This is a genomic window from Flavivirga aquatica (assembly GCF_001747085.1).
GTDB classification, from domain to species: Bacteria; Bacteroidota; Bacteroidia; order Flavobacteriales; family Flavobacteriaceae; genus Algibacter_C; species Algibacter_C aquatica.
On the sequence record NZ_MDJD01000054.1, the window covers coordinates 842,009 to 856,764 of the forward strand.

The 14,756-nt window shown below is 29.2% G+C and carries 15 protein-coding genes; 10 read left to right on the plus strand and 5 right to left on the minus strand.

Going from position 1 to position 14,756, the window contains the following annotated elements; translation table 11 throughout:
* The first annotated feature begins 9 nt into the window (after positions 1 to 9).
* Positions 10 to 465: a pantetheine-phosphate adenylyltransferase gene (gene coaD / locus A8C32_RS17885; RefSeq protein WP_069832094.1), complete on the plus strand. Its 456-nt coding sequence runs from the start codon at positions 10 to 12 to the stop codon at positions 463 to 465.
* A gap of 115 nt (positions 466 to 580) precedes the next feature.
* Here the strand turns inward: coaD and A8C32_RS17890 are convergent, their stop codons facing one another.
* The 4 genes from A8C32_RS17890 to A8C32_RS17905 all read right to left on the minus strand — a co-directional run bounded on the left by A8C32_RS17890 (position 581) and on the right by A8C32_RS17905 (position 7,300).
* Entirely contained in the window at positions 581 to 1,603 is a 1,023-nt protein-coding gene (locus tag A8C32_RS17890; RefSeq protein WP_083253418.1) for a hypothetical protein, read from the minus strand.
* A gap of 650 nt (positions 1,604 to 2,253) precedes the next feature.
* Positions 2,254 to 4,431, minus strand: coding sequence for a tetratricopeptide repeat-containing hybrid sensor histidine kinase/response regulator (locus A8C32_RS17895; RefSeq protein ID WP_069831753.1), 2,178 nt, complete (start codon positions 4,429 to 4,431; stop codon positions 2,254 to 2,256).
* Positions 4,432 to 4,543: 112 nt separating this feature from the next.
* On the minus strand, positions 4,544 to 6,211 hold the full coding sequence (locus A8C32_RS17900; RefSeq protein ID WP_069831754.1) for a SulP family inorganic anion transporter: 1,668 nt from the start codon (positions 6,209 to 6,211) through the stop codon (positions 4,544 to 4,546).
* Positions 6,212 to 6,715: 504 nt separating this feature from the next.
* Entirely contained in the window at positions 6,716 to 7,300 is a 585-nt protein-coding gene (locus A8C32_RS17905; RefSeq protein WP_069831755.1) for an NUDIX hydrolase, read from the minus strand.
* Positions 7,301 to 7,423: 123 nt separating this feature from the next.
* Here A8C32_RS17905 and pyrE point away from each other — a divergent pair, with 123 nt between their 5' ends.
* Positions 7,424 to 8,068 carry an orotate phosphoribosyltransferase gene (gene pyrE / locus A8C32_RS17910; protein WP_069831756.1) on the plus strand — a complete coding sequence of 215 codons (645 nt, stop codon included), beginning with the start codon at positions 7,424 to 7,426 and terminating at the stop codon, positions 8,066 to 8,068.
* Between the two features lie 81 nt (positions 8,069 to 8,149).
* The gene (locus A8C32_RS17915; protein WP_069831757.1) at positions 8,150 to 8,545 is read left to right on the plus strand and encodes an orotate phosphoribosyltransferase; all 396 of its coding nucleotides are present in this window, start codon (positions 8,150 to 8,152) and stop codon (positions 8,543 to 8,545) included.
* Here A8C32_RS17915 and A8C32_RS17920 read toward each other — a convergent pair.
* The gene (locus tag A8C32_RS17920) at positions 8,542 to 9,273 is read right to left on the minus strand and encodes a biotin--[acetyl-CoA-carboxylase] ligase (protein WP_069831758.1); all 732 of its coding nucleotides are present in this window, start codon (positions 9,271 to 9,273) and stop codon (positions 8,542 to 8,544) included. The genes A8C32_RS17915 and A8C32_RS17920 overlap by 4 nt on opposite strands.
* 95 nt (positions 9,274 to 9,368) lie before the next feature.
* Between A8C32_RS17920 and rsfS the strand changes: the two genes are divergently transcribed.
* The 7 genes from rsfS to A8C32_RS17955 all read left to right on the plus strand — a co-directional run bounded on the left by rsfS (position 9,369) and on the right by A8C32_RS17955 (position 14,750).
* Entirely contained in the window at positions 9,369 to 9,740 is a 372-nt protein-coding gene (gene rsfS / locus A8C32_RS17925) for a ribosome silencing factor (protein ID WP_069831759.1), read from the plus strand.
* A gap of 9 nt (positions 9,741 to 9,749) precedes the next feature.
* Positions 9,750 to 11,687, plus strand: coding sequence for an ATP-dependent zinc metalloprotease FtsH (gene ftsH, locus A8C32_RS17930; protein WP_069831760.1), 1,938 nt, complete (start codon positions 9,750 to 9,752; stop codon positions 11,685 to 11,687).
* Between the two features lie 121 nt (positions 11,688 to 11,808).
* The gene (locus A8C32_RS17935) at positions 11,809 to 12,417 is read left to right on the plus strand and encodes an LUD domain-containing protein (protein WP_069831761.1); all 609 of its coding nucleotides are present in this window, start codon (positions 11,809 to 11,811) and stop codon (positions 12,415 to 12,417) included.
* A 1-nt stretch (position 12,418) separates the two neighbouring features.
* Positions 12,419 to 13,240, plus strand: a complete 822-nt coding sequence (locus A8C32_RS17940) for a phosphatidate cytidylyltransferase (RefSeq protein ID WP_069831762.1) — start codon at positions 12,419 to 12,421, stop codon at positions 13,238 to 13,240.
* Positions 13,230 to 13,886: a phosphatidylserine decarboxylase family protein gene (locus A8C32_RS17945; RefSeq protein ID WP_069831763.1), complete on the plus strand. Its 657-nt coding sequence runs from the start codon at positions 13,230 to 13,232 to the stop codon at positions 13,884 to 13,886. Before A8C32_RS17940 ends, A8C32_RS17945 begins: the two co-directional genes overlap by 11 nt.
* Positions 13,879 to 14,145 (plus strand): acyl-CoA-binding protein, encoded by a 267-nt coding sequence (locus A8C32_RS17950; protein ID WP_069831764.1) that lies wholly within the window; start codon positions 13,879 to 13,881, stop codon positions 14,143 to 14,145. Before A8C32_RS17945 ends, A8C32_RS17950 begins: the two co-directional genes overlap by 8 nt.
* Before the next feature lie 41 nt (positions 14,146 to 14,186).
* Positions 14,187 to 14,750, plus strand: coding sequence for a carbohydrate-binding family 9-like protein (locus A8C32_RS17955; protein ID WP_083253419.1), 564 nt, complete (start codon positions 14,187 to 14,189; stop codon positions 14,748 to 14,750).
* Positions 14,751 to 14,756 lie beyond the last annotated feature (6 nt).

Here is a 14,756-nt window from a genome sequence, read left to right on the forward strand (position 1 = left end):
AATCTTTATATGAAACGCGCCATATTCCCAGGATCTTTTGACCCTTTAACATTAGGACATTACGATATTATTAAGCGAGGAGTAACTCTTTTTGATGAGATTATAGTTGCTATAGGTGTAAATGGCTCTAAAAAGTATATGTTCTCTCTTGAAGAGCGAAAAACATTTATTGAAGATGCTTTTAAAGATGAACCTAAAATAAAAGTTGTTACTTATGAAGGTTTAACTGTAGATTTTTGTAAAAAAAATGGAGTTGAATTTATTTTACGTGGATTAAGAAACCCTGCCGATTTTGAATTTGAAAAAGCTATTGCTCATACTAATAGAGATCTTGCTCCAATAGAAACAGTTTTCCTTTTAACAGCAGCAAGCACGTCTTATATCGCTTCTTCTATTGTACGTGATGTAATTAGAAATAACGGAGATTATACTAAACTAGTTCCGGATAGTGTTAGGGTAAACTAATTACACTTATTTAAGCCACAATTATAAAATTAGCGACAACTTGATTTTAATATAAAAAACAGGCTACCTCATTAAGTGAAGTAGCCTATTTTTTTAATTATTTTTACTATAAAAATTACGATTGTATTTTTACAGTAAAAGTAATTCTTCCTGTAGATCCATCACCAGGAACAATATTTGTTATTTTCATTAAGCCTTTTTTTCCATATTTAGTAACAACTTCTACAATATCACCTGCTTTTAAACCATTAACTCTTTGTTTTGTAGGCGATGTTATTACATTTAATTCAGAACTACTTTTGATAGCATCAAAAGATCTTTCTGTAAACGATGTTGATAATGCAAAGTATGTTGCATTTAATTCTTCATCTGCAACTTTAGAAACTTCAGGTACATTTATAACATTATTAGGGTAATCTTTTGTTGAAGCGAAAGAAGCCTTTAAAGATGCCCCATAAAAATACCCTAAATCCCATAAAGCTGCGGTTTCTTCCCCTTCGCTAATCATGTATTTTTCACCATCAAATAAAGACATAAATGTATTAGACCTTTCATCTGCCAATGGAGCCGCTAACATTATTGCTATATATTCTCTAAGATCCGACTCTGTATTAGAACCTCCTCCATTTACAGTAATAGTACCTATAGCATTTGCATCTATAGCATTTCTTTTAGAAATATCTCTAAAATCTCCACGTCCAGTAGTTGCCCAGAAAGTATAAACGATACTTCCTTCATTCATAGCTGGTGCAGGTAAATCTATTTGAAATTCGAAGTCTTTTTTATCTCCTGACCCTAAATCTAATGAGCCATCTGCTTTTTCATCAACTTCTTGATTAGTAAACACAAAAGGAACTGCTGCTGCTCCATTAACTTCTTGTGTTATATACAGTCTACGCATTGGGTCTGTAGTTGTAGAAAATTTAACTTTAGATTTAATCGATGTTCCTGTATTAACATTTACAGATGTTGTTACATTTCTCATATCATTTCCTGCCTCCGATACAAAAAGTTCTGCATCAAAAGATGAACCATCTGGTATCTCTAAATCTGTATTATCATCTGAACTACAATTAAAAGCCATTAAGGCTAGTGAAAATGCTACTAAAATCGATTTGGATTTAAAAAAATTACTCATAATAAAATTTAAATTATTTTGCGGCAAATGTATATAGATTACCTGGACTATTTTTGTTTTTATATCCTTTTTTAAACAATTATTTTCTAAAATCTTATAAAAACCACTTTGTAATTTCGATATTGTAACAATATATATTTACACACTTATAGATATACATTTACAATAAACATTATGCTCTATAAAATCGAATACTTTCTTTTTAAATTAAAACTCATTTAACCTTCCAGAAGTACTATCTTATTCTGGGTTCAAACTAATGAAATTGAAAAACTAGAGTATGCTTTAAAACATGTAAACTATAAAACACGTAAACTTTCGGCTGAAGCTTTAGAACAAATAGCTAAACCTCCTTCAATTCCTGTGCTTCTTCAAGCTATTAATGATAAGGTTCAAAAGTCTCTATCGCTGCTTTAAATGCTTTAGATAAAATATGTCATTCAGATGATCTCACTAAAATAATAATAAAGAAACGCTTTATATATTTAAAAGAAAAGCGTGAAAAAGACATTATATTTGAAGCTAATAAAGGAAAAAAGTATCGCATAATTCACTAAAAACATTCAATTTAAAAATAATTTAACCGAGTAAAAGAGCAATTAAAAAAGCCTATGAGGTAAACTTTTAATTGCTTTTATAAATTTTAAGTACTACACAACAGACTCATTAACTTTTTGCATAACCTTGTTTATAATCTCTACAAATTCGGCATTAATAAATGGTTTTAGTATATAACCATCCATATCACAACCATGTATTTTTGCTTCTACTTCTTCTGAAGATGCTGCAGTTAGTGCTATAATTGGAATATTAGTATTAAATTCTCTAATACGTTTTGTTGTTTCATAACCATCTATCTCAGGCATATGCAAATCCATTAAAATACAGTCAAAGTGCTCTCTTTTTACAGCTTCTATTGCTTTTATTCCACAGTCTACTGTTTTAGACTTTATATCTAATTGGTCTAATACTTTTCGAGTAACTAATTGATTAATTTTATTATCGTCTACAATTAAAATTGTACAGTCTTGGATATATTGTAATTGATTTTCATAAACTTCAATTTCTAAATTAGCTTTATTACTTTTTTGAAAAACGAGTTCAAATAAAAACGTAGATCCTTCATCTTCTTTACTTATCACATTTATATCACTATTCATCGCAACAAGCATTCTTTTAACTATAGACAACCCTAATCCTGTTCCTTTATAAGATTTTGAATTTTTAGCATGCTCTTGATAAAAATCCTCGAATATTTGGGTTTGTTTTTCTGTTGAAATTCCTAGTCCATTATCTGAAACTTTAAAATACACCTTTACATCTTCATCAAGCTCTTCTACCTTATTTATAATAACATCTACATGACCGTCATTAGTGAATTTTATAGCATTTGAGATTAGGTTAATTAATACTTGTGATAGCTTTAACGAATCTCCCACCAATAAATTTGGAATACTATTATCATACTTTAGACTTATAGTATTATTACTATCCCTTAATGCATACTCTAAGCTATCAATAATATTAGAAATAAGATTTTTTAAATCGAAATCTAATAACTGGAGTTTCATTTTTCCAGATTCAACTCTATTCAATTCAAGTACATTATTTATTAATGACATTAAATGATTACCAGAAAATTTAAGAGACTCTAAATATTCTTTATGTTTTGCATTTACATTTTCTTTTAACAACAATCCAGATAACTCTATTACAGCATATAGTGGAGTACGAAGCTCATGACTAATTTCTGAATAAAAATCACTTTTAACTTTAGATAAATTTTCGGCTTTATCTTTAGCTAGCTTTAACTGCTGATTTTTTTTATGTATCCAAAAAGCAAATAATAACAGCATTACTATAAATAGTACTAGAGCTATATTAAATATCCTAGATTTAGCTATTATAGAATCTTGAATTGCTTTTTCTTTTTCAATAAGCTTTAACTTTATCTCATTTTCTCTTAAAAAATTGTCTGCTTCAATCTGTTTAGCTGCCTCATATTCTTGAAGTGAATAAAGAGAATCATATGTGTCTATATATTTTTCTAAAGTACGATACGCATTTTCAAAGTCATTTTTCTCTTCATTTATATAAGCCCTTGCATAGTGTGCTTCTGCTAAAACATCTAAATAATTATGTTTTTTAGTAAACTCAACCGTTTTATTGTAATAGGCTATAGACTCTTCCTGATAACCTAACTTATTATAAACAAAACTTAAGGCTTCAAATACTTCTCCAACAATACTTTCTCTTATCTTAAATTTTTCGGCGATCTCTTCTCCCCTTTTAAGGTATTCTAAACTTTTAACATAGTCATTATCTTTATCACGAAAATGATACATTAAGTTTAAACCAATATTAAAAAGAGGATATATTAACTCCTTACGAGGACTAGTGCTTTCTGCTAATTCTAAAGATTTTTTAAAAAATAGATCTGACTCTTTAACACTATCTACTGCTCTATAATTTTCTCCAATATTATTGTAGACAACAATTATTTTAGCTGTATCCTTTATTTTAACAAATAAATCTTTAGCTTTAAATAAGTAATCAAAACTCAATGAATTGTTATTAGCATAAAAATGAGCATTACCTAAAACATTATAGGCTTTGGCTTTTAAATAATCATCATCTATTCTATTTGAATATTCTAAAACTTTCGTACCGACCTCAATAGCCTCACCATATTTATTTATTTGATTAAGGTTAAATGCCCTATCAATTTCCAAATAAATAGAATCTAAAGAAATATTAGGTTTTTGCTGACAATATGTAGGGAAAGCAAACCCTAATATAGCAATTAAGCTATAATAGAAGAACTTCATTATAAGTAGGTTTTTGTTATTGCAATTTAACAAAAAAACTAACAAATATGCGTTTCATCGTTAAAAAATACAGTTTTATCGAATATTATAAAGTTCTATTCTAGAATTAATACTATAATTTATATTCTGATAATGATTTAGTGAATTTCTCTGGATTGGCAGCTAAATGATATCTAGGATCATCAATATCTTCAATAATGAACTCTCTGAATTTTGGGCTAGATTTATACAATATAATCTTACAATCTTCACTTAAATGTTTCAATTTAATCTGCTTACCTGCTGCTTCATATTTATTAACTAAATTAAAAATTGCTTCTATAGCAGAATGATCGCTAATCCTAGATTCAACAAAATCTATTTCTATTTTATCTGGATCGTTCTTTATATCAAACTTATCATTAAATGCTAATATAGAACCAAAAAATAGAGGTCCCCATATTTCATATACCTTCGTACCATCTTCACGGATACGTTTTCTAGCTCTAATACGTTTTGCGTTTTCCCAAGAAAAAACTAAGGCACTAATTATAACTCCAGAAATTACAGCTATTGCTAAATCAAAAATAACAGTTAAAGCAGATACTGCTATTAAAACAATAACATCACTTAACGGTATTTTATTTAGAATTCTAAAACTACTCCACGCAAACGTACCAATAACGACCATAAACATAACTCCCACTAGAGCAGCAATAGGCACCTGCTCTATAAGTCCAGATGCAAAAAGAATAAATATTAATAATAAAACAGCAGCTACAATTCCAGATAACCTTGTTCTCCCTCCTGATTTTATATTAATTAAAGACTGTCCAATCATAGCACAACCTCCCATACCACCAAAAAAACCAGTAATTATATTAGCTCCACCTTGCGCTATACACTCTCTATTAGTATCCCCTCTCGTTTCCGTTAATTCATCCACTAAGTTCAAGGTCATTAAAGATTCTATTAAACCAATTGCTGCAAGAATTAAAGCATAAGGACCAATAAACCATAAGGTTTGTAAATTAAAAGGTACTTTATTGAAAATATCTGTTTGAAATTGAGGTAAACCTCCTTTTAAACCTTCTCCGCCTCCTTCTTTTATAAAACTACCTACTGTAGCTACATCTAAATTTCCAAAAATCACAATAGCCGACACTACTAAAATGGCAACTAAAGCTTCTGGTAATTTTTTGGTGAGCTTAGGTAATCCAAACATGATAGCCATTGTAAGTCCTACTAGTCCTAACATTGTCCAGAAACTACCGTTAGTGAATAAACTGTTAAATAATTCGCTAAACCAAGCATCCATATTTCCCCAAAAAGTAATTTCTTCAGGAATTAAATTTGGAAACATCCCTAATTGCGATAAAAATATCACAATAGCAAGTCCATTTACAAATCCCATCATAACTGGGTGTGGAATCAATCTTACAAATTTACCTAGTTTAAAAACACCAGCTAGCATTTGTATTATTCCCATTAAAATCACTGTAGCAAATAAATAATAAAGACCAAGACTTTCTGTTTCTGCTCCCATAGCATTTCCTTCTGCTACTAAACTTACCATAACTACAGCTAAAGCACCTGTAGCTCCGCTAATCATACCTGGACGACCACCAAAAACAGATGTTATTAAACCAATCATGAACGCAGCATATAAACCTACCAATGGATCTACACCTGCAACAAAAGCAAATGCTACCGCTTCGGGAACCAAAGCAAGTGCTACAGTTACACCACTTAAAATATCATTTTTTGCATTGGCTGCTCGTTTTCTAATAAATTCAGTCATGAGTTATTTTTTGGAAGTGCAAATTTACAGTTAATATAAAGATGAGCAAGAAGTAATCTTTAATTTGACAAACATTCCACACTAAAACGTTTGAATACATTACTTAACAAAAAATCATCACTCTATTAGTTAAGTTAAAACAACTTGTCTTGATACAGATAATTTTATATTTCAACCTTCATTTTATTAACATGTATTAAGGTTTCTGTAGATATTAACCTTGCTTTTAAAGTTATAACTACTTTTGCAATTTTATTTCTAATATCAAAAATAGCCCTAAATGACAGTTAATAACTTTTCATGATGCTATAATTTTGATTGAATCAATTAAAACTACCTCTACCTATTTTAACAACAAGAGTTCCTCATAAAGCTATAGCATTATTAAAAAAACTAAATTAAAAAGTGAGTTTGAACACCCTAAAAATATTCAACATTATTTTGTAATAATTGATATGCCCAATTAATTTAGATACATAAACAAACTAAAAACAACAACAATTATTAAATAAGTGCTTTAATATTGGCATAAGAATTATCAAGTGCTTTAGCAACTTCTTCGCTATTTAACCATTCTACTTTAGTAATACCTTCCTCTTCTTGAGCATGCAAATCACCTTTAAAACTAGTTTTCATTTCAAACCAATAGGTGATTTTTATTTTATAGCGACCATTACGCTTAAAGATATGATATGTAGTCTCTAAAGGTTTAGTTATCTGCAACCCAGTAACTCCTGTTTCTTCAGTAACCTCTCTAATAGCAGTTTCTTCAATAGTCTCCTTTCTTTCTGTTTTCCCCTTTGGCAAATCCCATTTATCATTTCTATATATAAATAAAATATCACCATTATCATTATAAACTTTCCCACCTCCTGCTACAACATTAGGAAGCTTTTTCAAAAACTTTTTTATAAGTTTTTCTTCCTTTTTATGAATTAAACGTACTTCAGCTAAAGACGTTTTTGTATTAAGCTTCCTTATAACCTTTTTAATATTTACTGTTTTAAGTAAATAGTTTTTAAAGTTAGATTCTTTCTCTACTACTGTAGTCAAAATTATTGGCTTATCTCCAACAAAAACTTTATACATATATCTATTCTAATTAACAATTTTGATATCGTAAAAATATCATTTTTAGTAACAACCTAAGCATTCTTGAAAAAAATAATAAACTAAAACAGATAAAATTAAATTTATATGTAATTTTACCGCATGATTTTTAATAAACATACTGCCAAAAAAACTGCTGAAGTTTTATTGCAAATTAACGCTATAAAACTTAGCCCTCAAGATCCTTTTACTTGGGCTTCAGGATGGAAATCTCCAATTTATTGTGATAATCGTATCATATTATCATTTCCTCCCATTCGAAATTATATTCGTGAAACCATGGGAAAACATATTGAAGAACAATATGGTAAACCAGATGTTATTGCAGGCGTAGCTACAGGCGCTATTGGTATAGGTATACTAGTAGCAGAATATTTAGGTCTTCCTTTTATTTATGTAAGACCAGATGCAAAAGGACACGGACGCAAAAATCAAATTGAAGGATTTGTTGAAAGCGGACAAAATGTTGTTGTTGTTGAAGATTTAATTAGTACTGGTAAAAGTAGCTTAAATGCTGTAAAAGCTTTAAAAGAAGCAGGTATTAATGTAAAAGGTATGGTTGCTATTTTTACATATGGATTTGATGTTTCTGCTAAAAACTTCGAAAAAGAAAATATTATTTTACAAACCTTAAGTAACTACGAAAATCTATTAGAAGAAGCTTTAGAAACTAATTATATTTCAGAAAAAGAATTAAAAACATTATCTGAATGGAATACCAATCCTAGTGAATGGAATGCTAATTGATATAAATAATAAGGTATATTGTTTAGCTGTAGAGCAATCTACAATTGAAAACCATAACAAATAATACACTCAATAAATATTATGAATTTAGAATCCCCAAAAATTAGTGTTAGCAAACCATCAAAAGATGTATTTAGTTTTTTAACTAATGTTAAAAACTTTAAATCTTTAATGCCTGAAAATATTAGCAAATTTGAAGTTTTAAATGAAGATGAATTTCTTTTTGCATTAAAAGGCATGCCAGAGATTGTTCTTAAAAAAAAAGAAGCAATAGCTTCAAGTAAAATTGTTTTAGGAGCTGCTGGGGGAAAGTTAGATTTTTCACTTTCAGGAGATATTATTGAAACATCTCATAGCTCATGTGAAGTACAATTAAAGTTTTCTGGTGATTTCAATCCTATGATGGCCATGATGATAAAAGGTCCTATTAGCAAGTTTATTGAAACTTTAGCTACAAATATCCCTAAATCTGTTTAATACAAAAGTGTTATTTCTTTTAAATCAAATTCTCTTATAATATTATCTTCTAACAAAACCTGAAGATTTCCAAAATCGGAAATACTTTTTATAAAACCTGAAAAAACAAAACCTTTGGCATCTTTAAATGTTGAAGGTTTATTTTTTCTAAAAAGGAATTTTTCGTATTCAAACTTCAAAACATCATAATGCCCTTCTTTTAACAACAAAAAATAAGTTTCTAAGTTTTTAATAAAAACATGTAGTATTTCATCTAAATCATAAATCCTTCCTGATATAATTTTTAATGATGACGCTTGTGGTAAACCTTCAAATTCTGTTTGATTTACATTTAATCCAATTCCAATAACAGAAGCATTAATCTGATTTTTTTTTATGACATTTTCAATTAAAATACCGCAAATCTTCTTATTCTCTGACAAAATGTCGTTAGGCCATTTTATACTTAATTTAGAAATTGAGAAAAATTGAAGCGTCTTTAATAAGGCTAAAGATGTCACAATACTAATGTAAAAAGGATATTCTAAATACAACTTAGATACATCTTTAAAAACGCTAAAGGTTAGGTTTTTAGACGATCGAGAAGCCCAAACCGTTCCCATCTGCCCTCTTCCTTTTGTTTGTTCATTTGCAACCACCGTAGTATAATCATCCATATTTTCTACAGCAATAAGTTTTCGCAAATAGCTATTTGTAGAATCGATGGCATCAAGTTTGATTATACGCATATTTATGTTATTATGGTAATATAAAATCTTATGATTATTTTAAAGCATAAAGAACTAAAAAAATAATAACTTTGCACAAATATTAAATAAAATTAATGGCGAAAGAAAATATAAGCGCAGACCAATTAATTTCTGTAGTAATTAATGGCATTGAAGATGTCAAAGGGAAAGAAATAAAGATTCTAGATTTAAGAGATATTGAAAACACGGTTTGTGATTACTTTATTATTTGTGAAGGAACTTCAAACACGCAGGTAAACGCCATTGTTAATTCTATACAAAAAAAGGTTAGCAAAGAACTTAAGGACAATCCTTGGCATACTGAAGGTATCGATAATGCTGAATGGGTGTTAATAGATTATGTAAATGTTGTTGTACACGTATTTCAAAAACATATTAGAGAGTATTATGATATAGAGAGTCTTTGGGGTGATGCAAAAACAACTGTTATAGAAACTAGCTACTAAAAAAATCAAATGGCAAACGATAAAAAAAATACAAAAGACAAGAAACCTAAATTTAGTCCTTATTGGATTTACGGTATAATTATAGCCCTTTTTGTAGGCTTTCATTTATTCAATAATAATACTTACCAAGAAGGCAACAAGACTACGCCTTCAGACTTTTTTAAATTTTTAGAAGCTGGTGATGTTGAAAAAGTTGATATTGTAAAAAATACTAGAGTTGCAAGAGTTTATTTAACAAAAGAAGCTCAAGAAAAAGAGGTTCATAAAAACTCTAAGCCTACAGCTTTTTTAACTTCTACAAAATTACCAAACTATAAATTTGAGTTTGGAGATCTTCAAAATTTCGAAAATCAATTAAATGAAATTAATAAAGACCTAAATACTAAACCTATTATTAGTTTTGATACTGAAACTAACGATTGGGGCAACTTATTAATGGGAATTTTACCATTTATCTTATTAATTGGTGTCTGGATTTTTATTATGCGCCGTATGTCTGGAGGTGCTGGCGGAGGTGCTGGTGGTCAGATTTTTAATATAGGTAAATCTAAAGCTAAACTTTTTGATCAAAACACAGATGTTAAAATATCATTCAAAGATGTAGCAGGTTTAGAAGGCGCTAAAGAAGAAGTTCAAGAAATTGTAGATTTTCTTAAATTTCCAGAAAAATACACTACACTTGGCGGAAAAATTCCAAAAGGTGCATTATTAGTGGGACCTCCTGGAACAGGAAAAACTTTATTAGCTAAAGCAGTTGCTGGTGAAGCCAAAGTGCCATTTTTCTCTTTATCTGGTTCAGATTTTGTTGAAATGTTTGTTGGTGTAGGTGCATCACGTGTTCGTGATTTATTTAAACAAGCTAAAGAAAAATCACCTTCTATTATTTTTATAGATGAAATTGATGCTATTGGTCGTGCTAGAGGAAAAAACGCTATGTCTGGGAGTAATGATGAGCGTGAAAATACATTAAACCAACTGCTAACAGAAATGGATGGTTTTGGCACAAATACAAATGTTATTGTAATTGCTGCAACCAATAGAGCTGATATTTTAGACAAAGCCTTAATGCGTGCTGGTCGTTTTGATAGACAAATTTTTGTTGATTTACCTAACTTAACAGAGCGAAAAGCTATTTTTGAAGTACACCTTAGACCTTTAAAAAAAGCAAAAGGGCTAGATATAGATTTTTTATCAAAACAAACCCCTGGTTTTTCCGGAGCAGATATTGCAAATCTTTGTAATGAGGCTGCATTAATTGCGGCAAGAACAAATAAAAAAGCCGTTGAAAAACAAGACTTTTTAGATGCTGTAGACAGAATTGTAGGTGGTTTAGAAAAGAGAAGTAACTTATTTTCTGTTGAAGAAAAAAAGACGATTGCTTATCATGAAGCTGGACATGCTGTTGTAAGTTGGTTTTTAGAACATGCAGATCCTTTAGTAAAAGTTACCATCGTACCCAGAGGAAGATCATTAGGAGCTGCTTGGTATTTACCTCAAGAAGCATATATAACAAGAACCAATAAATTTCTTGACGAAATATGTGTAACCATGGGTGGTAGAGCTGCAGAACAAATAATTTTTAATGAAATATCTACTGGAGCATTAGGTGACTTAGAAAGTGTTACTAAAAAAGCTAAGGCTATGGTAATGATATATGGTTTAAATGATAAAGTAGGTAATATAACTTATTATGACCCTGCTGGTGAAAATGGATTTGTTAAACCATATAGCGAAAAAACTGCAGAAATAATAGATAATGAAATTAAAAACATCATTGAAACTCAATTTCAAAGAGCTTTAGAGTTGCTAACAACGAAAAAGGATTTATTGGATAAATTAGCCAATAGATTAATTGAAAGAGAAGTTATCTTTAAAGATGATTTAGAAGAACTTTTAGGTATATCACCTTTCAAAAAAAGTTCAACTATAGTCCTTGAAGAAGAATAATAAATTTTTTATCATTTAATAAAACATTTTTATACAAAATCTTAAATTAATCGCATGGTTAATTTAAGATTTTTTATATTTGGTAAATCTCAAAAGAATTTTATTAATAGTAATAAACTGGATGAGTCTTTTTAGAAAAATCTTTGGTTCCAAATCTGAACGACCAAGAGAAGAATTAAAATCTGATAACCGCGGCAAATATATGCCCGAAATTAAGCTGCCTATAGATGAAAGGTTTACTATAAACTTTAAAGCTAATGGTGGTAAGTTCTTATATTGTGAAAACCTTAATGAAATATTCAAAAACCTAAACCACATTATTGAAGAAAATAATTGGGGAGATAAAAAAGTTTTACTTCTTGATAATAATTTAGAAAACAAGTTTAAAAATTCAAACTTAAAGTCTACAAAAAAGATAAGTGAATCAGCTTTTCTTTTAACAACTTGCGAAAATTTAATTGCTAATGATGGTTCTCTTCTTATTTCTTCAAAACAAATCTTTGAAAAGAAACTTCCTGAATTACCTACAAACTTTATAGTCTTTGCTACAACAAGTCAAATTGTTGATAACATAGGAGAAGGTTTACGTGGCATAAAATCTAAAAACAAGCAAAAAATTCCAACCAATATTACAACCATTAAACATTTTAAATCTGGTGACGAAAAAGATTTTTTAAGTTATGGCAGTAGTGCTAAAAACCTCTATCTACTCCTTTTAGAAGATTTATAGAATGAAAGAAATTCTTACCCGGTCATTTTCCGGTTTACTTTATGTTGCTTTATTAATTATCAGTTTAAAGTTTGAACAGGCATTAATAGCTCTTTTTTTCATATTCGGCTTAATTAGTTTAGGAGAGTTTAAAAAACTCATTCAACTTAAAAGCTATATTCCTTATTTCATTTTTATAGTATTGTATTCTATTTTCGGGTATTGGCAAACTGTTTTAAATACAGATACTGGTCTAGATGAAGCTACGCAAATACTAATGGTACTTACTATTTTTGTTGAATTGTTTTTAATAAAAGACCTGTTTTCAGAAAAAAAAATCCCCCTATTTGTTACAAAACGTTTTATACTTACAACATTCTATTTATCTAGTTCTTTTGTTTTTCTAATTTTAATCACCAATTATCACAAAAATTATAACCCTAATATATTACTAGGATCTTTTATTTTAATATGGGTAAATGATACTTTTGCATATTTAGTAGGTAAAAATTTTGGTAAACAAAAACTTTTCGAAAAAATTTCACCTAAAAAAACTGTAGAAGGATTCTTAGGAGGTTTATTTTTTTCATGCGTAGCAAGCTATTTTATTGCTACCTTTACAGAGACTTTAAACTTTACAAGTTGGCTAATTTTAAGTATTATAATTAGTGTATTTGGTACATTAGGCGATTTAATAGAGTCAAAGTTTAAAAGACAAGCAAGCGTTAAAGACAGTGGCGTAATAATGCCTGGTCATGGAGGACTGTTAGATCGATTAGATAGCATTATTTTTGCTGCCCCATTTATATATTTATTTTTAAGAATTTTATATTATGTTTCATAAAGAAGGTCATAAAATTATACTTATAACACTTGTTATTGTTATAGGGTGTTTTTTATTAGTTGATAATTTTATAACCATTGCATGGTTAAGAACAATTGTTATGACTGTTCTGTTAATATTTTTAATACTTATTCTTCAGTTTTTTAGAAATCCTAAACGGAATACGTCTATAAATGACAAACAAGTAGTATCTCCTGTCGACGGAAAAGTTGTTGTAATTGAAGAAGTCTTTGAAAAAGAATATTTTAAAGAAAAACGTTTACAAGTTAGTGTTTTTATGTCTCCTATAAACGTTCATGTTACACGCTACCCTATAGCAGGACATGTTATTTTTAGTAAATACCACCCTGGCAAGTATTTAGTAGCATGGCACCCTAAAGCTAGCGAAGAAAATGAACGTACTACTGTCGTTGTAGAAAATGAAACTTATGGAAAAGTATTATATAGACAAATTGCTGGTGCACTTGCTAAGCGTATTGTAAACTATGCAAAACTTAATGATAAAACAACTCAAGGTGGTGAATCTGGATTTATAAAATTTGGATCAAGAGTTGATTTATTTCTACCACTAGATACAAATATAAAAGTTGAATTAAATCAAAAAGTTCGCGGAGGCGAAAGCATTATTGCAGAAGTTAATGATTAATGACAAACTAAATATAGAATTTGAACGAGCCGTCGATAGGGTAAATGACCACACAGAACCATTCCCTGCAGACACGCTTTTAAAACTATATGCCTACTATAAAAAAGCTACTAATGATTATGGCAAACCTAAAAGCAAAAAGCCTATTATTAATGCTTTTAAGACTAATGCTCTATTTCAAGCCAAAAATATTAGCGAAGATGAGGCTAAACGTATGTATATTGATTTGGTAGACAATTACTTTTTATATAGAGAATAAAAATTCATAGAAAATATAGACCTCAAAAGAAATAAAAGAAAATGAACACTTACTCATATAAATTTCTTCTATTTTTAATGGTTTGTTTATTTAATCAAATACTACCTGCCCAAGAATACAAACTTTCGTTAGAAGAAAGACCTCTCTATAAAGCCAAAAAGACAAATACTAAAATAGTTATTGATGGCAAAATGGATGAAGAAGTATGGGAGAAAAGTGAAGCAAGAACTTTAGATTATCACTACTTAACTCAAACACCAACAGATAAACAGAAAACAGCATCTAGAATGTTGTGGGACAATAAAACGATATATCTATTTTACAAAAGCGAGTATAAATATCTTACTGCCAATGAAAAAAACAGAGATAGTAAACCTTACTTAGATGATTGTGCTGAAATATTCTTTATTCCCGTACCTAATAGTTTAAACATGCACTTTTGCTTTGAAATTAATCTGTACAAAGCAAAAAATGATCTCGTTTTTATTAATAATTATTACGATAATAAAAATGCCACTATTAAAGCTTATAATCCTGACTATAAAGTAGAAAACGCTTTTAAAGGTTCCACTAATTTATACCCTATAAAGAAAGGTACAAAATAGGCCTTT